Raw genomic sequence first — 22,015 nt, forward strand, 5'->3', positions numbered from 1 at the left:
CGGGTGATCGGGGAGATGCCGGATTGGCCGGCCAGCAGGCGTTCCCAGCCTGCCTTGACGCCGCAGCCGAGGGGGCTGATCATGCCCATGCCGGTGATAACGAGCGGTGATTGCATGGTAAATTCCTGAACAGCTTGGGTTTGTGCCACGCTAACACTGGACTTGATATGATCAAGATAATATTCAGCGTAGGACAGTGAGGACGCCATGCCCTACTCGACGAACCACAAGGCCAAATCGCGGGAGCGCATTCTCAAGTCGGCCATCGAGCTGTTCAGCCGGCAAGGTTTCGAGAAGGTCTCCATCGGGCAGATCATGAAGCTGGCCAAGATGACCCACGGCGCCTTCTACGGCCACTTCGCCTCGAAGGAAGCCCTTTACCACGCTTCGGTGCGGGAAACCCTGGATAGCAGCCGTGCGGCCAGGTTGGTCAAGGGGCCCCTCTCGGTGAAGCACCTGACCGAGCTGGTGGCCAACTGCTGGAACCTCCAGGAGCTGGAACGCAAGCGCAAGCCGGGGCCGGAGACGGTGCTGTTCAACGAAATCGGCAACGAGAACGGCGAGGTGCGCACGCTGTTCGAAGCCTCCTACCTGCGCATGAAGAAGATGCTGGAAACCCGCCTCATTGCCCTGAGCCGCCTGAAGAAACTCCCCTTCGAACCCGACCGCGAAGTCATCGCCGATAAATCCCGAGCCATTCTCGCCTCCCTGGTGGGCGCCGTGGCCATCGCCAAGAGCCTCCCCGGCGAGCAGGAGCGGAATCACATCCTCAACGCCGCCCAGCGCAACATCCTGCAGATGCTAGGCGTCAACGACAGCGAGCTGGAGAGCATGCTGGGTGAAGCGGGGAGGGAACAACATGCAGTCTAAGGCCATGACACTTCCACAGGGCAAGAAATGGTAATTGAAGCCAAGCGGCTGAAACGGAAAGGGTTTTATGAGAAAAATATTGACAAGATTGTTTTGGCCAATACTGAAATTTTTCGAAACCGACGAAGAGTCAGCGAGTTATAAAAAGTCTCACAGAATTGTTCTTAATATAGTGGGCGCCTTGTTTATATTCCTCTCGCTCGCTTCAGCGGTGGCTGGTTATGCAAGTGGTCAGCTTGGCTCACTTATTCCTGTGGTGGTTTTCTTTTGTGTCGGTTCGGTCTCGGTCGCTTTAGGAGTGCTTGGCTCAAATGGTGCCATATCAAAAATATGGGGCATGAAGTAAGTACATCGAGAGCCAGATGCTTCAGGGCGGTACCGCGCTGAGCGCGCCCAAGGCGGTGCATCGGCCGACCGCTCTCATAGACTGACTCTATCGGCGCGAAAGCCCCCCACAGCTTGACGGCTTCGATCTTCAATCCTTCACTGTATCTGTGACGGCTTATGGGGTTTCTTGATTCCCCCCCCAGCAACTCCTGAAGCGAATCATGCTACCTGGGGGGATACGGAATCGTCGGCTCAAACTCCCTTAGGCCACTATACAGTCGAGGAGAAGACCGTGACCGATCAAAAGCCTACACGCCCGGAGTGGGGTGCGCGGACCACGCCCCGCCTGCAGGGCAATGAACACTGGTGGCCCGACCAGCTCAGTCTCAACATCCTGCACCAGAAGCATCCCGATGCGAGCCCGTTCGGAGCGGACTTCAGCTATGCCGAGGCGTTCTCGCAGCTCGACGTCGACGAACTGTGTGCCGATCTCGATGCCTTGATGACCGACTCCCAGGAGTGGTGGCCCGCCGACTGGGGCCACTACGGACCGTTCTTCATTCGCATGTCGTGGCACGCGGCCGGTACCTACCGTGCGGTCGACGGCCGCGGCGGCGGCGGCACCGGTGCCCAGCGTTTCGCACCCCTCAACAGCTGGCCCGACAACGGCAACCTGGACAAGGCGCGCCGCCTGCTCTGGCCGATCAAGCAGAAGTACGGCGAAAAGATCTCCTGGGCCGACCTGCTGGTCCTTGCCGGTAACCGCGCGCTGGAGACGATGGGGTTTCGCACCTTCGGTTTCGGCTTCGGGCGCGCCGACATCTGGGCGCCGGAGGACGACATCTACTGGGCCCCGAAACCGAGTGGCTCTCGACCAATGACGAGCGCTACACCGGTACCTGGGAAGACGGCAGCCGCGTGCTCGACAACCCGCTCGCCGCGGTCCAGATGGGGCTGATCTACGTCAACCCCGAGGCCCGAACGGCGTCCCGGACGCCATGAAGTCCGCCCAGGATGTTCGCGAGACCTTCGCCCGCATGGGCATGAACGACCGCGAGACCGTCGCGCTGACCGTTGGCGGCCATACCTTCGGCAAGATGCACGGCAACGGTTCCCCCGATGCCGTCGGCGAAGCCCCCGAAGGCTCGAAGATCCACCAGCAGGGCTTCGGCTGGGCGAACAAGAACGAGACCGGTCTCGGTGAGTACACGGTGACATCCGGCCTCGAGGGCGCCTGGACCCCGACGCCGACCCAGTGGGACCACTCCTACCTGAACACCATCTTCGCCCACCAGTGGGAGGTCAAGAAGTCGCCGGCCGGCGCCAACCAGTGGGAGCCGGTCGAGGTGAAGGAGGGGTACTGGGTGCCCGACGCCCATGTACCAGGCAAGAAGAACCCGCCGGTGATGAACACCGCCGACATGGCAATGATCACCGATCCCGCCTACCTGGAGATCGCCAAGGAGTATCACGAGAACCCGGACGTGCTCGTCGACGAGTTCGCCCGTGCCTGGTACAAGCTGCTGCATCGCGACATGGGCCCGCGCGCCCGCTACCTCGGCCCGCAGGTGCCCGATGAGGTACTCGTCTGGCAGGACCCGGTACCCGAGCACCAGGGGCCGCTGGTCAACGAGCAGCAGATCGCCACGCTCAAGCAACAGATCGCCGATTCCGGCCTCACCGCCAGGCAGCTGGTGGGTACCGCCTGGGCCTCGGCCTGCACCTACCGGCAGACCGACCACCGCGGTGGCGCCAACGGCGCACGTATCCGTCTCGACCCGCAAATCGGCTGGGACGTCAATGTGCGCGCCGGCGTGGCGGAAGTGATCGACCGGCTGGAGCAGCTCAAGGACGCCTCGGACGCCAACATTTCGCTGGCGGACATGATCGTGCTGGGCGGCAGTGTCGGGGTCGAGATGGCAGCCAAGGCGGCCGGCCACGACATCACGGTACCGTTCACCCCAGGCCGCACCGACGCGACCCAGGAGATGACCGAGGTGGATACCTTCGCCTTCCTGGAGCCGAGGCACGATGCGTTCCGCAACTACATGCAGACGCAGACCACCTCCATCCCCGCCGAGCACCTGATGATCGACCGGGCGTTCATGCTCAATCTCAGCGTACCGCAGATGACCGCGCTGCTTGGCGGCATGCGGGCCATCGGCGCCAACGTCGGCGACAGCGATGAGGGGGTCCTCACCGATCGCCCCGGCCAGTTGACCAACGACTTCTTCGTCAATCTCGTCGACATGGGCACCGTCTGGGAGCCACTCGACGAGAGCGAGGAACGCTTCGAGGGCCGCGACCGTGCCACGGGCAAGAAGAAGTGGACCGCCACCCGCGTCGACCTGGTCTACGGCTCCAACTCCCAGCTACGTGCCATCGCGGAGGAGTACGCCGCCGATGGAGGCGAAAAGAGAATGATGGACACTTCGTCAGCGGCTGGGTGAAGGTCATGGAGAACGACCGCTTCGACCTGCACCGCTGAGGGGCAGGCCCGCGAGGGGAGGGTGACTCTCCTTGGTGAAGTGTGGTGAAACGCCCCGAAGGCTGGAAGGTGGTCAGCCTTCCAGCCTTCGGGTTTGCCGTCTACGGAGGATGCGTTTCTACGTTTTAGTCGCTGCGACGGGCAGCGATTCGTGGCAGTGCTACCAGGGTATCGCCTCACCATCCCAGGCAAAGTGTCTCCCCGTTTCCGCAGGTGTCAGTGCCTCGAGTACCTCGAGAAGCTGACGTGCGGCAAACGCCGGGGAGAAGAGTTTTTGCGACGGAACACGCGCCTGGTAGGGGCGTGACAGCTCGGTATCGGTGGTGCCAGGGTGCAGGGTGACACAGACGCTTTGCCGGTTGAGTCGCGTCAACTCGATCGCCAGGGTGTGCATCAGTTGGTTGAGCGCCGCCTTGCTCGCACGATAGCCGTACCAGCCCCCCAGCCGGTTATCCCCGATACTACCCACCCGTGCAGACAGCGAGGCGACCTTCAGCGTGTCACGCTTGGCCAGCAGCGGTTCGAGCGCCTTGAGCAGCAGCAGATGATTGATGGCATTGACCTCGTAGCCTGCCATCAGATCGTCACGGTTCAACTGCTGCAGCGACTTTTCCGGCTGCATGTCTCTGTCGCTGTCATGCAGCAGCCCTGAGGTGTTGATCACCCAGTTCAAGGGCCCATCGAGCTTCCCGGGCAGCGCCTCGAGATCCCCATCCGATGACAGGTCGACCTGCAGCAGCTGCAGACGTGTCTCTTCCCTTGCCAGTGCCTCCAAGGCCTGGGAGGGCCTGCGGTACAAGGCGTAGATACGTGTCCAGCGCGCCTCACCCAGCAGCTGGCGCAGCATTGCAAGCCCAATACCGCCACTGGCACCTGCAAGCAACAGCTGCATGGCGCATCTCCTCAAGATAGGTGCGATTAGTTGTACAAATATTATACCTTGTCCGATGAAAAGCCAATATCGCGTGCAAGCAGCACGACGGTGTCCGGAAGTCGCTTCAGTCGAGCCGCGCGTTATAATGAATCACGCTTGCCAGAGATAAACAGATACGACATGAAGGAAAGCTCACCGACTGGAACGACGGCAAGGGCTTCGGTGTTCCAGGCCCGCGAGGGAAGGGCGATTCCCCTTGGCGAAAGGTTGGGAAATGCACCCGGAGGTTGGGCATCCAGCCTTCGGGTTATTATTTCCCCTCATGCTTTTGTTGGCGTTGCCCTGAGCGTAATGGTTGGTTACGGTAGGTAAAATTCGCAGTAGACGGCTTAGATAGCCAAGACTACGCAGGGACTGCCGCACTAGAGATGATGCCAATTCTCATCAATTCTGCCAGCAGGGGCGGTAGCGTGCCCTGTCCCCAATTTCCTACTTATCAATACCTGTCTTCTCTAAAAGTACTTTCCAGCGAGCGGGAAGTCTTGTACCCCCGCGTTCCAAAGGGCTTGTGATGGCATTTGGTGTGACAGCTGCGTTTTTTGCACTTCTCGTGGCCTTGAGCATCCTGGGCGATGTGCCTTTGCAGCTCTTGGCGGCATACGTTCTGCTGAGCGTGATCAGCTTCGCCATGTACGGCCTCGACAAAGCTGCCGCAGGGAAAGGGCGTAGGCGTATTTCAGAAGCTACGCTTCTTTTCGCGGGCTTGATCGGTGGTTGGCCCGGTGCGCTGGTGGCGCAGCAGGCGTTCCGGCACAAAACCAGGAAGCAGCCGTTTCAGGCCATATTCTGGTGTGGGGTGGTGGTGAATTGTGCGGTGCTTGGGTGGCTAATTTATACGGGGGAGGCCGCGCGGCTTTGGGATGATTCAGGATTCGGTTAATCGATCGTGGTGTGTAGTGCTTGACACGCCTGGTTGCCTCTCAATCTATTAGTTTATGCGCATTCAGTGTTGCTGGTTCCGGAAAAACGCGCATGCGCGCGAATTCTGCATATGATGCCGAATAGTGCTTTTTTATCATTAAAATCAATGGAGTAGGTGAGGTGCGGCGTGCTTGATAACATTGTTGAATACGCTGGCGTCTTCATCCAATATAAGAGCGTGCAGTCTAATTACTGTAAAGCGCTAGGAGCATTCATTGAAGGTCAGTGACACCATTGAGCTGCAGTTACTCTGCCTTGAACACAGGGACGACCTGTTTGGTTTGGTTGATGCCAATCGTGACCATCTTAGAAAGTGGCTACCTTGGCTTGACATGAACAGATCAGTCAATGATACCGAATCATTTATTGGATCAGTGATTGATCAGCACGAATCGGGAAAGGGCCCTCAGTACGCCGTTTTCTATGAAAAGTCCATGTGCGGAGTGTGTGGATTCCATCCAATTGACACGAGCAACAAAGTCGGGGGAATCGGATATTGGCTGGGTAAAGCTTTCTCAGGAAATGGCATCATGACCAGCGCCGTCCAAGCACTTCTTGAGGTTGGGTTCCATGAGTATCACTTGAACCGTATTGAAATAGCCTGTGCAACGGACAACCATAGAAGTCGAGCAATTCCTGAGAGTTTGGGATTAAAGCTCGAAGGCGTGCTTCGAGAGCGTGAGAATCTGTACGGCAGGTACGTTGATAATGCTATCTATTCGCTGTTGGCTTCAGAGTACGCGCTTAACAAACGCTTGCAGATTGACGCAACCAAGCTTCGCACCTGAAGCGGGCGTTAATCACGCTGTTATTTAGAGACTGACAGGACATCCCACGTTAGTCAGCCAGCTAGCGGGAAACCCACGATAGTTCCACGAAAGTCATGCTTCAGATGCTTTTGGGAGTTATCAGTCCATTTCGAAATTTTCTAGAAGAGTGATTAACAAGCACCATGACGAGAAAGATATTAAGTTTGAAACAGAAAAGGGATAAAAACGCTAAACCAGTCGGTGATACAACCGAAGCTGTGTCTGAGGGTGATCCACAAAAGCGTTTTTTGAATGGTGTGGCCATCAACCCAACGCAGGTCATTCGCTTGGAGTTGGGTTCTGAGCAACCCACGGTGCGCGCGATGGACTTGATCACGCCGATCGGAATGGGGCAGCGAGGCTTGATCGTTGCTCCACCGGGAGCCGGGAAATCAACGATTCTGAAACATATCTGCCAAGCGGTGGGGAAGGCGTATCCCGAGATTAAACTTTATGCTTTGTTGGTAGATGAGAGACCCGAAGAGGTCACTGATTTCAAACGTAGCGTCCCGGCTGAGGTACACGCCTCGTCCTCGGATGAAAGCTATGCTCATCACGTTCGTGTTGCCGATGAGCTTCTTGGCACCGCCCGCCAGCAAGCTGGCGAAGGCCACAACGTCATGATTGTGATCGATTCGCTCACGAGGCTTTCGCGTGTGCATAATGCGGGGCAAAAGAGCAGCGGTCGTACTATGTCGGGCGGGGTCGATGCTCGGGCGATGGAGATCCCGCGGAAACTGTTTGGCTCTGCGCGGAAAATCGAGAATGGTGGCTCGCTTACCATTTTGGCAACTGTTTTGGTTGATACCGGCAGCCGCATGGACCAGGTGATATTCGAGGAATTCAAGGGCACGGGGAATATGGAGCTGGTTTTATCAAGAGATGTTGCCAGTCAGCGAATCTTTCCCGCGCTGGACATCGCGAAAAGCAGTACGCGCCGTGAAGAGCTGTTGTTAGATCCCAAGGAGCTGGAAACAACAAGAGCGCTGCGCCGGGCGCTTACCGGTCTCAAGCCGATAGAGGCTGCTAAAAAACTGGTCGATCTGCTTGAGAAGCACCCAACAAATGCCGAGCTTCTGAATACTATACGCGGGACGCTCACCGATTGAACCCAGAGGAAGAAAAGCAACAAGGGGACATGCATCGGATTAATAGAGTTAATCGCTCGAAGCCCAACCTGCTTGGATTATCCTCGGCTATGAGCAAGCAGGTGCTGGAGGAGCTGGTAGGCGCATGGCGTCCTGTCCTGAGACACTCGGACCTGCTGGCCCGCATCGGCGGAGGCAGGTACCAGGTCGCCATCGCTGAAAAGGCCACACTCACCTTCAACCGACTGGTCGCCCGATGGTTTGGTTGATCCCGGTGCCGGCAGAACCAGACGAGGCCGTGCAAAATGCCCGCCGATCATTCCACGCTCGCGATCTGTTAGCCTTGCACCCCTCTAATGCTAAAAAACTAATAACACGTGATGCCTGTCATGCCTCACCTACGCGGGAAAGGAACCCAACAGTGATAGTTCCCCAAGACGGGCGCCTGCGGCTGGATCGCGAGCGCTTGAAGCAGCACCGCAAGCGGCTGGGCCTGAGTCAGGAGGCCCTGGCCGAGCATTGCTTTGACCGGCGCCTGTGCGTCTCCATCGCTTCCATAAAGCGGGCCGAGAGTGGCAAGGCGGTGCTCTATCGCACCGCCCGCCACCTGGCCGAGATCTACGACGTCGAGGTCGAGGCGCTGTCGGTGGATGCCGAAGAGGTCGCCGCCGTGTCCGCCTCCGATGTGGAGGAGATGGAGAGCGCCCGTGTGCTGATCCAGCTGCATGCGGTGGCGGCCGATGAGTCCGCCCTGGCTACCTGGGTCCAGCATTTCGGCGGCAGCCTGGCGGAAGGGGGAACGGCGCTCTTCGGGTTGCCCCGGGCTTACCGCAGCGATGCCCAGCGTGGCCTGTTGTGCGCCGTCACCCTGGTGGAGCAGGGCGTGGCCCGGGGCGTCTACCTCCAGGCCGGCCACTGGCCGACGGCTGCGTCTCCCCTGATGGTGGAAGAGCGCAGCGGCGTCTGGGTCGAGCGAGGAGTGGCGGTGCAGTTGGCGGAGCGGTTCGTCTTCGACGATGAAGGCGGCGACTGGCTGCGCTATCGTCATCCCCGGCACGAGGCTCAGGAGGCCCGCTTCGAGCTGGTGGGGCGCCGCTTACAGCTGGGCCAGCTGCAAGCCATCCTGGAGAGTACCCGGGCCTACCAGGCGGGCAATCTGATCTATATCCGCGGCGTGGCCGGCATCGGCAAGACTCGCCTAAGCGCAGAATTCGCCGAGATGGCCGCGGCCCATGCCGATCATCACCAGGCCGAGGTGCTGGACTTCGGCACCCGCGCCGATGAAGGCCCGCTGATGCAGCTCACCCGCTCGCTGCTGCAGACGTCCAATGAGGCGCTGAACGAAGCGCTAGACGATACGATAAACGAAGGGATAGGCGAGGCGTATCTGCTCGCCCGCCTGTCGGCCCTGCGCCTGCCCGTGGACCACGCCATGCTGCTGCGTCCGCTGCTGGGGCTGGCCCAGCCGGAGGACGCACAGCGTCTCTATGCGGCCATGACCCCCGCGACCCGCAGCCAGCGCTTGATCCAGGCACTGCGCGACATCCTCCTGGCCCGCTCCATTCATCGCCCCCAGTTGCTGGTGGTGGAGGATCTGCACTGGGCCGATGAGGCACTGCTTGGGACCCTCAGCGGGTTGCTGCAGGAGACCCTGGAAGCGCCGGTGATCTGGTTGTTCACCTCGCGCCTGGAGCAGGACCCGTTGGAGACCCGCCTGCGTCCGCAGCTGCCCGAGTTGCCGCTGACCTTGATCGAGCTTCCGCCACTGCGCCCTCAGGAGGCCGAGGCCCTGGTGGCCAGCTTCGGCACGGTGCCCGCCGAGCATGCCGCCCGCTGCGTGAGCCAGGCCCAGGGCAACCCGCTGTTCCTGACCCAGCTGCTGCTGTTCCATCCCCATCGCAGCTTGCCGGCCAGCCTCGCCAACCTGGTGCAGAGCAAGCTGGACCAGCTCACCGACCTGGATCGCCGGGCCATGTGCATCGCCGCCGTCATGGGGCAGCGCTTCTCCCTGGCATTGCTGCAGGAGGTGCTGGGGCAGGCCGACTATCGGCCCGAACTTCCCCAGCGCTACAGCCTGGTACGCCCCCTGGAAGAGGGCAGCTACCGCTTCGTGCACGACCTGATCCTGCAAGGGATCTACGAAGGCATTCCCAAGATACAGCGCGACCGCCTGCATCTGCGCCTGGCCGAGCTCTATGGCGAGGCGGAGCCAGGATTGCGCGCGCGCCACCTTCACCGTGCGCGATCCCTTGAGGCACCGAAGGCGTTCCTTCAGGCGGTGGCGGCGGAAATGGCCCGCTACCGGCATGAAGAAGCCCTGGCGCTGCTGAAGCAGTGCTGGTCCATCGACTATGCGCCGAAGGATGAGTACCGGCTGGTGCTGCTGCAGGGCCAGGTGGCGATGGCGACCGGGCGTATCCAGCGGCGCGGGAGCACTTCGAGGCGGCGCGTGCCTACGCCCGGGAGGAGCGTCACCGCATCACCGCCGACCTCTGGCTAGCCCGGGTGCTGAACATGCTCGATGCCCTGGAGGCGGAGGAGGCGATACTCGATGGCCTGCTGCCCCTGGCCGAAGCGCTGGAAGACCCCTTGCCCCTGGCCGAGGCGCTCTATCTCAAGGGCAACCTCTATTTCCCCCGGGGCGATTTTGCCACCAGCCGGGCCTATCACACCCGGGCCCTGGATCAGGCACGCCATGGCGGCGACGTGCGCACCGAGATCCAGGCCCTGAGCGGGCTTGGCGACGCCCACTATGCCCAGGGGCAGATGCACAGCACCCTCGAGCTGTTCGACCACTGCGTCACCCTCTGCCGGACCCACGGCCACGCCGACCTGGAGGCCTCGAACCTCTTCATGCTGGGTACCGCCCGCATCTATGCCAACCAGACCGCGGCTGCGCTGGCCGACTGTTTCGACGCCGCCGAGCTGGGCAAGCGGGTCGGCAATCGGCGTGCCGAGGTGGTGGCGCGGCTCACGGCGGGCTGGATTCTGCTTTCCCAGGGCGACCCCCATGGGGCCGACGAGCAGGTGGAACAGGCGCTGGCGGTGGCTCGCGGCCTGGGTTCTTGGCGCTTCGAGGCCTTTCTGCTGGAGAGCCGCGCCCGGGTCGAACTGATCACCGGACGACCGTCAGAGGCGCGAGCCAGCATCGAGCGTGCCTGGCAGCTGGTTGAGCAGCATCGGCTGCAGGCCTTTATCGGCCCCTGGGTGCTGGGCACCCGGGCACTGCTGGAAGAGGATCCCGAAGCTCGCTCGGCGACCCTGAAACAGGGCGAAGCGCTGCTGGACGCCGGCTGCGTGGGGCATAACGGCTACCGCTTCCTGATCGCGGCGGCGGAGGTCTGCCTGCTCGACCAGCGACCCGACGCGGCCCGTCATTATGCCGAGCGGCTGACCCAACTGATGGCGGCGGAGCCCTGCGCCTGGGGTGAGCACCACCGGGCCCTGATCGAGGCCCACGCCGATTGGCTGGATACCGTCGAAAAGAGCGTCGAAAAGAGCGTCGAAAAGAGCGACGAGGAGGCTGGTGAGACGAGCACCCTGGAGACCCTACGAGCCTGCTGGCTACGAGGCGAAGCCGCGGGCCTGCTGATGACGCTGCCTCGCCTGGCTGCCAGTCGGCACTAGCCGCAGGGGATCGGCCCGACGCTCCACCTTCCCCAGCAGCAGCTCGACGACCTGTGCCGACTGTTCCAGGCACTGCTCCTGCAGGCCGGCACCGCGAGTCCAGCCGCCGGCGAACAGCAGCGGGCACACATCCTGGCGGCCCTCGAAGCGCCTGCGGGCGGTGGTCTGGTTATAGCGCGCGATCTCCGCTTGCGCCTCCAGGCAGTCGGCATCCAGCACATTGTGCTTGAACAGGGTCCAGGCCTTGGCCTCTAGAGCGCTATCCAATGACGGCAGCCGGTCCCGGTAGCCAGCCTCGCCGGGTGCGGCGGCCGCCAGCGCTGCGGGGCCGCCCAGGGGAGAGGGTCGCCGTTCGAGCATCTCGCGACGGGGAATCCGGTTGAGGTCGTCCACCAGGGAGACGAAGTACTGGGGCAGGCCGGCCTGGTTGTAGGCGGGGTTCTCCGCATCGTTCTGGTGGCGATTGGCCACATAGTCGATTCGGTAGGGGAAGAAGGTGTCTTCGGGGTTCCGCACTTCGATATTGTAGGTGCGCCACAGGTTGCGATTGGAGGGCAGCCGGGCGGCAGCGGTATGACAGACGCTGAAGCTGCGGGTGTAGCGCACCTTGCCGAGGATATGCTGCAGCTCCCGATGGGTGTCGCTCAGCCCGTCGCCGAACGTCAGCAGCGGCAGGGCATCTTCGGCATGGGTGGCCATGATCAGCAGGTCGGCCTCCCAGCGGCCTTCGCCGGGAGCCCGCTCGGTCAGCGTCACGCCCTGGGGGGAGAGGCTGGCCTCCACCTCGATTCCGCGCAGGATCTCCACCCGGGGCCCGGTGTACTCGGGTCGGTGACATGGGCGGCCAGGGCCTCCAGCCAGTGCTGGGCACCGTGCTCGAAGTATCGGCGGTCCGGGGGCGAGCCGCCCTCCTGAATACGGTAATACTCGAAGGGAGCCTGCAGCGGCATACCGCCCGGGCCGCGGTCATCGGCGAAGTACATGGCCGAGATGCGCGGGTAGTAGATGGTGTGGCGTAGTCGCTCCAGGCGGGCCGGCAGCGCCGGATCCTGCCAGTCGATGGTGACACCCAGCTCCTCCGCCGCGGCGGCCAGCATCTCGGCGGGCGTGGCGACGCAGGCGTCGAAGAAGTCATCCACCGTATAGCGTGGCGTAATGCGCCGGCTCTCCACCAGCTCGATGGCGCTGCGATGTACCACGGCCATCAGCACCGCGAGCTTGCCCCCATCAACCTGGCTCATATCGTGGGCCGGGTCGCTGACGCCGCGGAACAGCTCCCTGTCGTCGGTCAGGGCGATACTTCCGTCACGACTGAAATAGCTCTCGGTATTCTCCAGGGGCTTCATGCGCTCCAGTTCGCCGATCTCGCCGAGTATTGTGCGCAGGCGGTGGTAGGTGGCCAGGTTGACATCATTGACCCCCAGGTCGGCCCAGCGCCGGTAGGGCGAGTCAGGCTTGCCCGGGTGACGGCGATTGCCCAGGTCGACCCACACCGTCTCGGCGTTGCCGCCCAGGGTGGCCTTGCGCTCGAAGATGGTGACCTCGATCGGCCGGGCAGCCTCGCCGCCTTGCTTCTGTAAGTAGTAGGCCAGCGACAGGCCGGAGACCCCGCCGCCAATGATGGCAACCCGTAGCGGTGTAGTGTCCATGAAGAGGCTTCCTAGGCGATGATTTACCCAAGAATCCCCCAATCTGACGCCGTTACCAAGGGCACAGGATGAGCTGATACCGAAGTGATCCGTTGCGCTTCGGCCGGCCCTTTGCAGCGCTCGTGGTGATACCGAGCTGATGCTGTCGTGATGAGGAATCTGAGCTGGAATGCTGAGGACAAGTCAGTCGCGGTCGATCTCCGACCGTCGATTCCACGACATCCGCACAGGTAACTACCGATGAACGCGCCCCTGATCATCGACAAGCAGCTGATTGCCCACGACTTCCATGTTGCCATGCATGGCAAGCTCGAACCGGAGAAGATCTATGATGTGACCAAGACACTGGTCGCCTCCCGGAAGTCCTATCCCGCCAAGGCAGCGTGGCCAGCCTGATCTTCTACCTCAAGTTCCTGATCAACATCGCCGATGGCAAGAGCTTCGAAGGCCATGCCGGCAGCGCCTCCTCACCGGGTGGCGGTATCTTCTTCGGGCATGTCTACACCGACGATCTCGAGCGGCTCTACCGCGACACCGTGAGCTTCGAATTCCAGGCCACGCCGGTCTACCTGAGCATCCTGTACTTCGACAATCACAGCAAACTGCTGGGCCACTTCCAGTCGGGTGCCGTTTCCATGGTCAGCGGCGTCGGCAGTGGCAAAGGTAGCTGGCACTGAGCCGCACGCCTCGGCTGCTCTTCGCCTCACCTCACCGGGGAGCGCCGAGGGCGCCCCCCGGATAAACGCCGCTGCCATTGCCAGGAGCCTATCCCGCGAACAGCAGAATCCCGCATGACTCAAGTCATCCTCATGCCTTGGTTGGCATTGCCCTTGGCGTAACGCTCGGTTACGGTGATGAGACAAAGGCCACTGAAGATGGCTTCAGTAATACAGGGTACGCACGGACTGCCGCATAGGATGATGCGAACCATCATCGATTCTGCCAGGTAGGGGCGGTAGCGTCTCTGATATTTCTTCACGTCTTAATGGGATAGCACGACTGGCAGCCGGCGTGGTCGCTACTACATGCTTATTTACGCAAGCTGCTCGAGGAGTGCTTGTGCCTCTGATTGCATCCATACTTTCTTTATCCATTTTCCTTTAGATTTGGTGGTCTGCTGATAAAGCGCGCAAGTATGCGAATTTGCATAGATTGCCGAGCTATACTTTGTTTATTGTGAAATCAATAGATTAGACGGACAAGGTGTGCTGGATAACGTTGTTGAACGTGCATTCGTATTCAAGTAGGAAATGAGCAAGCAATCCTATGTAGGACATTGCCACTGGGGAAGTTGTGAGTAGACAAAATATTGCGCCAGAAAAAATCACCAAACCTATCCAGCTTCTAGGAGCTTGGTTAGTGGGACTATTTTCTGTCAATAGCACCTTTCTCTTTGCGGCGGTGAATATAGCAGAGCCAGCTTGGATCCCAGGTTCTCTGGTTGTTGCTGCAATAGTAAATGTTCCTGTCTTTCTGGTTGCAGTTTTTATTCTGCAAACTAAGTTTCGCCCAGAGCTTCAAGAAGATTCTTATTATGCGGAATATATAAGCCAAAAAACTAATGAGCTGATCAGGGTTTCCGCATCGCCACACAGCACTCAAGAGTTGTTGTCAAAAATTGAGGTACTGGAGGCCAGGTTGGCGGGATTAGTGTCCTCAAATGGAGAGGAAAGTATATCCGAGTTTAATGGTTTATTGTTTGGAGTTAACCTGCACCTTAAGGATAGAGATAGAATAAAAACTGTTCTTTCAGAGCATGGTGTTTTAAAAGTTACTAAGTTTGGTGATCCAGATAATGAACCAGCCGATCGAGTGATGTCTATTTCGCAGTATTTGTCTGCAGAAAAAGTTAGGAAGCTTGTTATATTGGCAGGGAAGTTAGGGATGGATGGCTATAGGCTTTTTGATAACCATATGGAAGAAACTGAGGAAGACGTTTTAATCGGCTCATATGGGGGGGTGCAATTTGAGGTTATTTAAAGTAATACAACAATACGCATCACTCGCGGTCTTTGGCCGCTGATTCACCAACTCACCCCACAGCTCGTCGCCCATGTGTTATACGTTAGCGAGAAATTGACGCAATTCTAAGTAGCAAGAGAATGCGGGTAAAGCAATGAGAAAACCAAGAATATTTATAGCATCCTCGGCGGAGAGCCTTGACTTAGCTGACGCGTTCAACGTCAATTTCGATCATCAGGCAGAGGTGACGGTCTGGAAGCACGGTTTTGCTCTATCTCAAACAACCATCGAATCGCTCGTACAGATGGCTGATATGGTAGATTTTGCGATATTTATTTTTACACCAGACGATGTCGCACGGATCCGAGAAAAGGAGAAACAGGTCACTAGGGACAATGTCGTTTACGAACTCGGGCTATTCACCGGAACACTCGGAAAAGATAGGTGTTTCATCGTTAAGCCCAGAGATATTGATCTTCATTTGCCCACCGACCTACTTGGGCTCACTGCAGCAGATTATGAGGGGAATCGGTCAGATAAAAATCTGGAAGCTGCAGTGAATCATCCGAGTGTCTTGATAAAAAACGTGTTGCTGAACTGGGTTTAGTATCTCAAGATCTTGATGTCAAGAAAAATATCCGGCGGAAAGTTGGATACAGCTACAAGGTCGGAGAGACGGAGCGCCTCATACTTACGAAAATATTGGAGTCATATGCTCGATCACCTGAGGGAGTCGCGGCACATTTGGTCTTTAATTAAATAATCGGAGTAAGTGACGGACATCTCAGTCTTGCACTTATTAAACTAGAGAGGCTAGGTTATTTTGATAAGAGCATTGTTGAAGATGGGAGTTACGAGTGCTACGGCTTTTCAATAACGGCTGATGGCATTGATTACCTATTAGAAAATGAAGACTCGTTGCCAAAAATTGAACCTAATTCGGCCCCGCCCAATACTCCCGTAGACGACTTTGACGACGACATTCCATTCTAGCGAATGCGCCAACCAGTGGCCTTATCAGCGCCGGCTTTATAAGTCCGTAGGGGGGAGGCGCTGACACCACCGGAATGGTGCCGGTCGGCAGGTCTGTTTCGCCTTGGCACAGCAGCGAGCGCCGAGCTACACCGACTGGATGAAGCAGTGTGTCGATAGCGAACAGTGCAAGGCGATTTACAGTCACCGCATGTCGGTGGTGGAACCGGTGTTCGGCAACATTGGCACCAACAAGGGTCTGAGCCGTTTTAGCCTGAGAGGCCGAAATAAGATCCAAGGGCAATGGCAGCTATACTGCCTGATACACAACATCGAGAAGATCGCAAATTATGGTCGATTACGCAAGTTACATAGGGGCTAGAAGGCCTGAAAGTGGCTGCAAAATACCGGTGATGAGCGCTTTGATATCGCCAAAGAGTCAAAATGGGTAGTTAGGCTCCGTGGCCAAGGTGATCGTCCGTTGGGTGGTCAGTACAAGAATTCATAAAGCAGGCGCTGGGAAGGGCTCGGAATCGGGTTTTTCTACAGCCTCGTTAGACCTCGAAGGAAGCAGCCCAATGTATAAACAAGCCGTCATCACGTTCATCGATATTCTTGGCTTTAAACACCTCATCAATACAGGTGCGTTTGAAGAGGTGTCTATGAAACTTAAGACCATACGACGCTTGTCAGAAGTCGATGACCAAGAAGATGGCGAAAGTTTCGAACCGAAGGTGATTCAGTTCTCTGACTCAATAATTCGAATTCGGCCACTGGAATCCAAGGCAAACAAGGAGTCTCGATACGGACTGATGTTTTATGAAATGCTTGATCTGGTGCACATGCAAGGTGAATTGATCAATCACGGCATTTGCGTGCGTGGCGGAGTGTCCATTGGTGATGTGCACTTCGATGATCAAACGCTCTTCGGACCTGGTTTCGTCAGAGCCTACGAGCTCGAATCGGTCTACGCCAATTTTCCCAGAATCGTTGTAGATCCAGCTTTGATTCAGCAGCTTCAAAAAGACAAGCGTCTTGTTTCCACTCATAACGCCTTGGCAGACGAGTTTGCTTACATTACCAAAAACATTCGAAGAGAGAACGACGGAATCTACTTCATTGACTACCTTCGATCCTTTCAGACTGAAATCGATGAGCCGGATGACATCCCTGTATTCCTTCGAAATCACAAGGATCTGATCGTCAAAAATGTCGGCGGCGCGACTCAACTAAATCCAGTTTCCGCTAAGTACCTTTGGCTCGCGAGCTATCACAACTCCGTCATTCGCGAATTTGAGGAGGAGTTCTGGAAGAGAGAGGAACTGGAGATCACGCCCAAAGAGGTTCCCATGCTTCAGTCCGTCGAGGCCTAATCCTTCCATCGAGAGGACGCTTTCCGGCCTACGTCCTCCAAGCACCTCTCATGTCAAGCGTTGAGGCTGTAGAAAAACCCCGTCCACGCCCGGTAGGATGGGAAAAAGGCCACGGGGAGCCGCCGGTATGCCCAGGTTCAAGCCCTATGACGATGATCAGCACTCTCTGGTTGCCATCAACTACCTGGAGCAGCTGCAGCCAGGCACGTTTGAGCATGCGGTACACTACCTGATCGAGCACAAGCTGTACCTATCAGTGTTCTACCTCAGGTACCGCAACTGCGAAACCGGTCCTTGTGCCTACGATCCGGCGCTGACAGTAACGGCCGATACCGGTTTCGCCAACGAAGGCAACATGCGCTACCTGCACGAACGGCAGATCAACGGCTATATTCCCGATAACCAGTTCCGACGTCGCGACCAAAAATTCAGCGCCCAGAAAGGCAAATACGGGAAACGTCATCAGGACAGCGGGCCTTCTAACCGAAAACAGATCATTCCGGCCAGTGAATTTCAGTTCGATCCGGTGACGATGACCTGTATCTGTCCGGCGGGCGAGTCCCTCACCTACCGGGGCCAGCGGGAGACCGAGAACGGGAAGGGCCGGGCTCACTTCGAGGGCCGACTGCTGCAGTGCCGGCACTGCTCGAAGAAACATCAATGTATGCAGAACCCGGCCTCGGCGGATCACCGCAACGGAGCCGGCCGGCAGGTCTGTTTTGCCTTGGCACAACAACGGGCACCGAGCTACACCGATTGGATGAGGCAGCGTGTCGATAGCGCCAAGGGTAAGGCGATCTACAGTCACCGTATGTCGGTGGTGGAACCGGTGTTCGGCAACATCGGTACGAACAAGGGGCTTGACCGGTTTAGTCTGAGAGGCCGAAAAAAGGTCCAGGGGCAATGGCAGCTATACTGCCTGATACACAACATCGAGAAGATCGCCAATTATGGTCGATTAGGCAAGTAATACAGGGGCTAGAAGGCCTGAAAGTGGCTGCCAAATACCGGTGATGAGATCGTTGAAACCATCAAAGAGGCAAAATGGCCAGTTAGGCTCTGTGGCCAAGATAATCGTCCGCTTGGTGGTCGGTACAAGAATTCAGAAAACAGGCGGTGGGAATGGCTCAGAATCGGGTTTTTCTACAGCCTCGTTAGGCTCAAGGTGTCAAAGATGAGTATCGTTAAGTTTCTATCATTAGGATTGGCAGTATGTGCAGTGGCGGTTGCATTACCGTGGATCCTGAACTTCTATGGTGCTGTATCACACAGCCCTAGTGATTGGGCTGACTTTGGGAGCTATGTTGGCGGTACTTTCTCGTCTCTAGTCGCAGCACTGGCTTTGATTGCCCTATTATACACCATTTCTCAACAGCAACATCAGATACAAAGTCTACGACAACAGGCATCCAAAGAAGATGTCTTGCATGCTATTGATCGCCTTGAACGCGACCTGGAGAAGGCTCTCGAAGGTGTCAAGGTAGGAATAAATTATGCAGATGGGCAGCAAGTCGTTTCAGCAAGAGACGTTCTATTTAAGCCGTCGGTCATGGGTTATAAACAAGCTATTCCTAACCAAGCTGAAATCATGAAAGAGGAAGGCTCTGGTGAGAATCGCGAAAATTACCGCTCGAAAATCCTGTTGTTTGAGGTTTTTGGCCTAGCCGCTGCTGAATTGAACCAAATTCGTTTGTATGCAGAAGGCTTGAAAGAACTGGAGTCCAGTCTGGTACAAGTATTCTATCAAGGTACTACCATCGAAAATACCATTTGGCATACTCTCGACTATATGAGCGAGAAATCCTTGAGAAGGAGTGGCTTCTGGAAACCTAACTAGCGCAGGCACGGCGACGGCTTTTCCTTTGCGGCTTCGCCTCCATTTCAAAGCCGCACATGCTGTGGGCATTAGACGCATCCAAGTGCCATAAAAATCAGATATTGCTTTCCCTTTTCCGCAGTCTGAACAACCTATATCGCGTAGCTACTTCAAAGCACTGTGCATGCCGAATACGTCAACGCAATTGCTGTTATGTTAAGATCACCGTATGCCGACAACGCTAACCCTGAACCACCTGCGACGCTATGCCATTACGCGCAGTTTGTTCAAACCGAGAACCTTGGGGCGCGCCGTCACAAAACTGGGTTTCGTCCAGTTTGACCCGATACGTGCACCCGCACGGGCTCAGGATCTGACGCTGCGCCATCGTGTCACCGACTACCGTGCCGGCGATCTGGAGGCGCGCTACTCGCGCCTGGCTGTTGAGGAGGATTTTTTCGTCAACTACGGCGTGCTGCCGCGTGCCACGCAATGCCTGATGCACCCGCGGGCGGCGCGCACCGAGTGGCCGCTCACGCGCTGGGAGCAGGCGCAGGCCGTGCTGGAGTTCGTGCAAAGCCGCGGTGTGGTTCACCCACGCGAGGTGGATGCCGCCTTCGAGCATGGCACGACCAGGAACTGGTTCGGCGGCAATAGTCGGGCCAGCACCCAGCTTCTGGACGGTATGCACTACCGCGGTCTGCTGCGGGTGGCGCGGCGCGAAGGTGGCACGCGTCTGTACGCACCGCAGCTTGCCCATGAACGTGACAGCGCGGCGGACCCTGACGCGACCCTGGACGCACTGATCGACGTGGCAGTGGCGAAGTACGCACCGTTGCCTGCGGCCACGCTCAGCCGCCTCGTCACATGGGTGGGTTCTTCGGCGGCTCCGCAGTGGCGCGAGCGCCGCCGTGATGCACTGGCGCGTGCCAAGGTGCGGCTACCCCAGGCCATGGGGGACGGGTGTCGCTGGTACTGGCCGGTCGGCGAGAACCCCGGTAGTCGTCGATTCGCTAGCGATGATGTGTTGGACGAACGTCTGCGCCTCCTGGCGCCGTTCGACCCGGTGGTCTGGGACCGCGAACGCTTCGAGCGCTTCTGGGGTTGGGCCTATCGCTTCGAGGCCTACACGCCGGCGCCGCAGCGGGTGCGCGGCTACTACGCGTTACCCATGCTGTGGCGGGGGCAGGTCATCGGCTGGGCGAATGCCGCCGTGCGTGACGGCCAGTTGCAGTTGCAGCCGGGCTATGTGAGCGGACGCGCCCCGCGCGATGCTGCGTTCGAGTCTGCGTTGCAGGAGGAACGGGCGCGCTTGGAATGGTTTCTCGGGCTGTGAGCGGTTCGGCTAACCACTGACGGTTGGCTGACGTACCTAGGCGGCACTCCGGCACGCCGCAATCCCTAATCCATCTTGTAAGGTAGTTTGTCGTAGCATTTCCCTAGCCCCCAAGCCTCACCAGGCTTGGGGGCTTTTCGTTTCTGCCGGGCGCTTACTCGTCGCCGGTAAAGGGCAGGGAGGAGTGGTGCAGCACGATGCGCAGGGCGCCTTCGTCGTCCAGGTGGAAGCCCCAGGTCTTGTCCACGGTGGTGGTATTGCCGTCGGCATCCAGAATCGAGACGTTGCCCATGGTCAGCGCCGTGTCGCCGCTGATGAAGATGGCGGCGTTGTCGATGGTGACTTCCTGCCAGCCCTTCAGGGCAAAGCCGCTGTCTTCGCTGTATTCATCGCTGTGGCCGACAAAGTAGGCCAGGGCGCCCTCGGGAGTGGTGCGGAAGGTTTGCGGTGCCTCGGCCAGGGTCGGCTTGAAGAGTACAGGCCCCATATCATAGCCGTAGGCGCTGGCGATGATCTCCTCGGCCAGCGCGCTGGCGGCTTCGATTCCTTCTGCCTCGTAGGTGTTGGAGATGGCGACCAACGCATCACCCCAGGCCCGCTGAGCCTCAAGCACCTGCTCTTCGGTGATGTCGCCGCCTAGATGGGTCACCTCGGTGGCATTGGCCAGGCCTGCCGTGCCAAGACCAAGCCCGAGTGCCGTGGCGGTAACGAGAGTCTTGAGTTGCATGGTGCGTCTCCCTTCTGTGAATCCGTTCAAGGGGGACCGATTGCGTCCCTCAGTCCAGCATGGACTGGGCCGCATTGGGAAGGATCGGGTTGATGAGTGCAACCTTGAAGTTGGGGGAGGGCGGCCCAGGCTACCCGCCTGCTTTGTAAGCCATTTCCTACACGCTTATCGGCGAACTCCCACAGATGCCAGCGCCTGCGATTGCTACCATTGCCGCGCGAGGATTTCTATTCCTCTAATAAACCAATAACGACGGACTATTTCAGACGCAGGGAGGCGTAATGGCCAGCGCAAGCGGATTGCAGTTCACCTTGACCCTACCCGGGGTCGAGGACTTGGCGGTCATCGACTTCACCCATCGTGAGCGGCTCTCCGCGCCCTTCGAGCTGACGGTGCGTTTCGCCAGCCGCGACGGCAGCCTCTCCGCCACCGATATCCTCGACCGCGAAGCCACGCTGACGATCTGGCAGGATGGCGAGGCGCTGCGCAGCATCAACGGGATGGTCAGCGAGTTCGGCCGCGGCGATAGCGGCCACCGCCGCACCTTCTATCACGTCGAGATATCCCCTGCGCTGTGGCGCCTCGGGCTGCGCCAGAACTCGCGTATCTTCCAGGAAGTCTCACCGCTCACCGCGCTCAATACCCTGTGCGACGAACACGGCCTCACCGACGTGGCTTTCGCCGCCACCCGAGAGCCGGAAACTCGCGAGTATCTGACCCAGTATCGCGAGACCGATCTCGCCTTCGTCCAGCGCCTGGCCGCCGAAGAGGGGCTGTTCTATTACCACGAGTTCTTCGAAACAGGCGTCGAGAGCGACGGCGATGCACCSAGCCCCGCCCACCGGTTGGTCTTCGCCGATGCGCCCCAGGTGCTGACCCACCTGGGTGAGCGCAGCTACCACGGCCGTGCCGGTGGCACGCCGCCGAAGCGCCATGTGCGCAAGCTGAAACAGTTCTCCCGGGTGGCCCCGGCCATGGCCACCCTCAAGGACTACTCCTTCAAGAACCCCGCCTATAGTCAGTTGCACGACCACATGGCCGATGGGCTGGAGGAGCATGCTCAGCGAGCCGACTACGAACACTACGACTACCCCGGCCGCTACAAGGCGGACGCCT

At 58.6% G+C, this 22,015-nt stretch carries 22 protein-coding genes and 2 pseudogenes; 19 read left to right on the forward strand and 5 right to left on the reverse strand.

Annotation, left to right across the window (positions count from 1 at the left end; all coding sequences use genetic code 11):
* Positions 1-116 (reverse strand): beta-ketoacyl synthase N-terminal-like domain-containing protein (locus tag Q427_RS35825; RefSeq protein ID WP_155833724.1); only part of this gene is annotated, 116 nt, incomplete at its 3' end.
* 91 nt (positions 117-207) lie between these two features.
* On the opposite strand from Q427_RS35825, the gene Q427_RS27780 reads away from it, so the two are divergent.
* From Q427_RS27780 to katG, 3 genes and pseudogenes are all read left to right on the forward strand, one after another.
* Positions 208-870, forward strand: a complete 663-nt coding sequence (locus Q427_RS27780; RefSeq protein ID WP_043518817.1) for a TetR/AcrR family transcriptional regulator — start codon at positions 208-210, stop codon at positions 868-870.
* Between the two features lie 67 nt (positions 871-937).
* Positions 938-1,216 (forward strand): hypothetical protein, encoded by a 279-nt coding sequence (locus Q427_RS30800; protein WP_081786249.1) that lies wholly within the window; start codon positions 938-940, stop codon positions 1,214-1,216.
* Positions 1,217-1,543: 327 nt separating this feature from the next.
* Positions 1,544-3,685 (forward strand): annotated as a pseudogene (gene katG / locus Q427_RS27785) (catalase/peroxidase HPI).
* 160 nt (positions 3,686-3,845) lie between these two features.
* On the opposite strand, the gene Q427_RS27790 reads toward katG, so the two are convergent.
* The gene (locus Q427_RS27790; RefSeq protein WP_043518818.1) at positions 3,846-4,577 is read right to left on the reverse strand and encodes an SDR family NAD(P)-dependent oxidoreductase; all 732 of its coding nucleotides are present in this window, start codon (positions 4,575-4,577) and stop codon (positions 3,846-3,848) included.
* A 553-nt stretch (positions 4,578-5,130) separates the two neighbouring features.
* Between Q427_RS27790 and Q427_RS27795 the strand changes: the two genes are divergently transcribed.
* From Q427_RS27795 to Q427_RS29525, 6 genes are all read left to right on the forward strand, one after another.
* Positions 5,131-5,499: a DUF1294 domain-containing protein gene (locus Q427_RS27795; RefSeq protein ID WP_043518820.1), complete on the forward strand. Its 369-nt coding sequence runs from the start codon at positions 5,131-5,133 to the stop codon at positions 5,497-5,499.
* 256 nt (positions 5,500-5,755) lie between these two features.
* A complete protein-coding gene (locus Q427_RS27800; protein WP_043518822.1) occupies positions 5,756-6,328 on the forward strand; it encodes a GNAT family N-acetyltransferase in 573 nt (190 codons plus the stop codon).
* 164 nt (positions 6,329-6,492) lie between these two features.
* The gene (rho, locus tag Q427_RS27805; RefSeq protein WP_051496787.1) at positions 6,493-7,458 is read left to right on the forward strand and encodes a transcription termination factor Rho; all 966 of its coding nucleotides are present in this window, start codon (positions 6,493-6,495) and stop codon (positions 7,456-7,458) included.
* An 89-nt stretch (positions 7,459-7,547) separates the two neighbouring features.
* Complete coding sequence (locus Q427_RS34975; protein WP_155833725.1) at positions 7,548-7,706, forward strand: hypothetical protein; 159 nt, start codon at positions 7,548-7,550, stop codon at positions 7,704-7,706.
* A 152-nt stretch (positions 7,707-7,858) separates the two neighbouring features.
* On the forward strand, positions 7,859-9,937 hold the full coding sequence (locus tag Q427_RS27810) for an ATP-binding protein (protein ID WP_051496788.1): 2,079 nt from the start codon (positions 7,859-7,861) through the stop codon (positions 9,935-9,937).
* A 14-nt stretch (positions 9,938-9,951) separates the two neighbouring features.
* Positions 9,952-11,064, forward strand: a complete 1,113-nt coding sequence (locus Q427_RS29525; RefSeq protein ID WP_155833727.1) for a tetratricopeptide repeat protein — start codon at positions 9,952-9,954, stop codon at positions 11,062-11,064.
* On the opposite strand, the gene Q427_RS34980 is transcribed toward Q427_RS29525, so the two are convergent.
* On the reverse strand, positions 11,002-11,847 hold the full coding sequence (locus Q427_RS34980) for a hypothetical protein (protein WP_043518824.1): 846 nt from the start codon (positions 11,845-11,847) through the stop codon (positions 11,002-11,004). The two genes, Q427_RS29525 and Q427_RS34980, sit on opposite strands and share 63 nt — an antisense overlap.
* Positions 11,817-12,713, reverse strand: coding sequence for an FAD-dependent oxidoreductase (locus Q427_RS34985; RefSeq protein WP_043518825.1), 897 nt, complete (start codon positions 12,711-12,713; stop codon positions 11,817-11,819). Before Q427_RS34985 ends, Q427_RS34980 begins: the two co-directional genes overlap by 31 nt.
* A 240-nt stretch (positions 12,714-12,953) precedes the next feature.
* Between Q427_RS34985 and Q427_RS34990 the strand changes: the two genes are divergently transcribed.
* The 9 genes and pseudogenes from Q427_RS34990 to Q427_RS27855 all read left to right on the forward strand — a co-directional run bounded on the left by Q427_RS34990 (position 12,954) and on the right by Q427_RS27855 (position 20,172).
* Entirely contained in the window at positions 12,954-13,109 is a 156-nt protein-coding gene (locus Q427_RS34990) for a hypothetical protein (RefSeq protein WP_231613967.1), read from the forward strand.
* On the forward strand, positions 13,097-13,390 hold the full coding sequence (locus tag Q427_RS27825) for a VapA/VapB family virulence-associated protein (RefSeq protein ID WP_231613968.1): 294 nt from the start codon (positions 13,097-13,099) through the stop codon (positions 13,388-13,390). Before Q427_RS34990 ends, Q427_RS27825 begins: the two co-directional genes overlap by 13 nt.
* A 616-nt stretch (positions 13,391-14,006) precedes the next feature.
* On the forward strand, positions 14,007-14,693 hold the full coding sequence (locus Q427_RS31750) for a hypothetical protein (protein WP_155833728.1): 687 nt from the start codon (positions 14,007-14,009) through the stop codon (positions 14,691-14,693).
* A gap of 136 nt (positions 14,694-14,829) precedes the next feature.
* Positions 14,830-15,282, forward strand: a complete 453-nt coding sequence (locus Q427_RS32900) for a TIR domain-containing protein (RefSeq protein ID WP_051496790.1) — start codon at positions 14,830-14,832, stop codon at positions 15,280-15,282.
* A gap of 453 nt (positions 15,283-15,735) precedes the next feature.
* Positions 15,736-16,029: pseudogene (locus tag Q427_RS27835) on the forward strand (transposase); the annotation flags it as partial.
* A gap of 79 nt (positions 16,030-16,108) precedes the next feature.
* Positions 16,109-17,020 carry a hypothetical protein gene (locus tag Q427_RS27840; RefSeq protein WP_155833729.1) on the forward strand — a complete coding sequence of 304 codons (912 nt, stop codon included), beginning with the start codon at positions 16,109-16,111 and terminating at the stop codon, positions 17,018-17,020.
* 127 nt (positions 17,021-17,147) lie between these two features.
* Positions 17,148-17,990, forward strand: a complete 843-nt coding sequence (locus Q427_RS27845; RefSeq protein WP_081786251.1) for a transposase — start codon at positions 17,148-17,150, stop codon at positions 17,988-17,990.
* Between the two features lie 204 nt (positions 17,991-18,194).
* Positions 18,195-18,857 (forward strand): hypothetical protein, encoded by a 663-nt coding sequence (locus Q427_RS31755; RefSeq protein ID WP_155833730.1) that lies wholly within the window; start codon positions 18,195-18,197, stop codon positions 18,855-18,857.
* Between the two features lie 208 nt (positions 18,858-19,065).
* Positions 19,066-20,172, forward strand: coding sequence for a DNA glycosylase AlkZ-like family protein (locus Q427_RS27855; RefSeq protein WP_043518832.1), 1,107 nt, complete (start codon positions 19,066-19,068; stop codon positions 20,170-20,172).
* Between the two features lie 154 nt (positions 20,173-20,326).
* On the opposite strand, the gene Q427_RS27860 is transcribed toward Q427_RS27855, so the two are convergent.
* Entirely contained in the window at positions 20,327-20,899 is a 573-nt protein-coding gene (locus tag Q427_RS27860; protein ID WP_043518834.1) for a phosphoribosyl-AMP cyclohydrolase, read from the reverse strand.
* A gap of 281 nt (positions 20,900-21,180) precedes the next feature.
* On the opposite strand from Q427_RS27860, the gene tssI reads away from it, so the two are divergent.
* Positions 21,181-22,015, forward strand: an 835-nt coding sequence (gene tssI / locus Q427_RS27865) for a type VI secretion system tip protein TssI/VgrG (RefSeq protein WP_043518836.1), incomplete at its 3' end; no start/stop codon positions are given.

This window comes from Halomonas sp. BC04 (genome assembly GCF_000568385.1).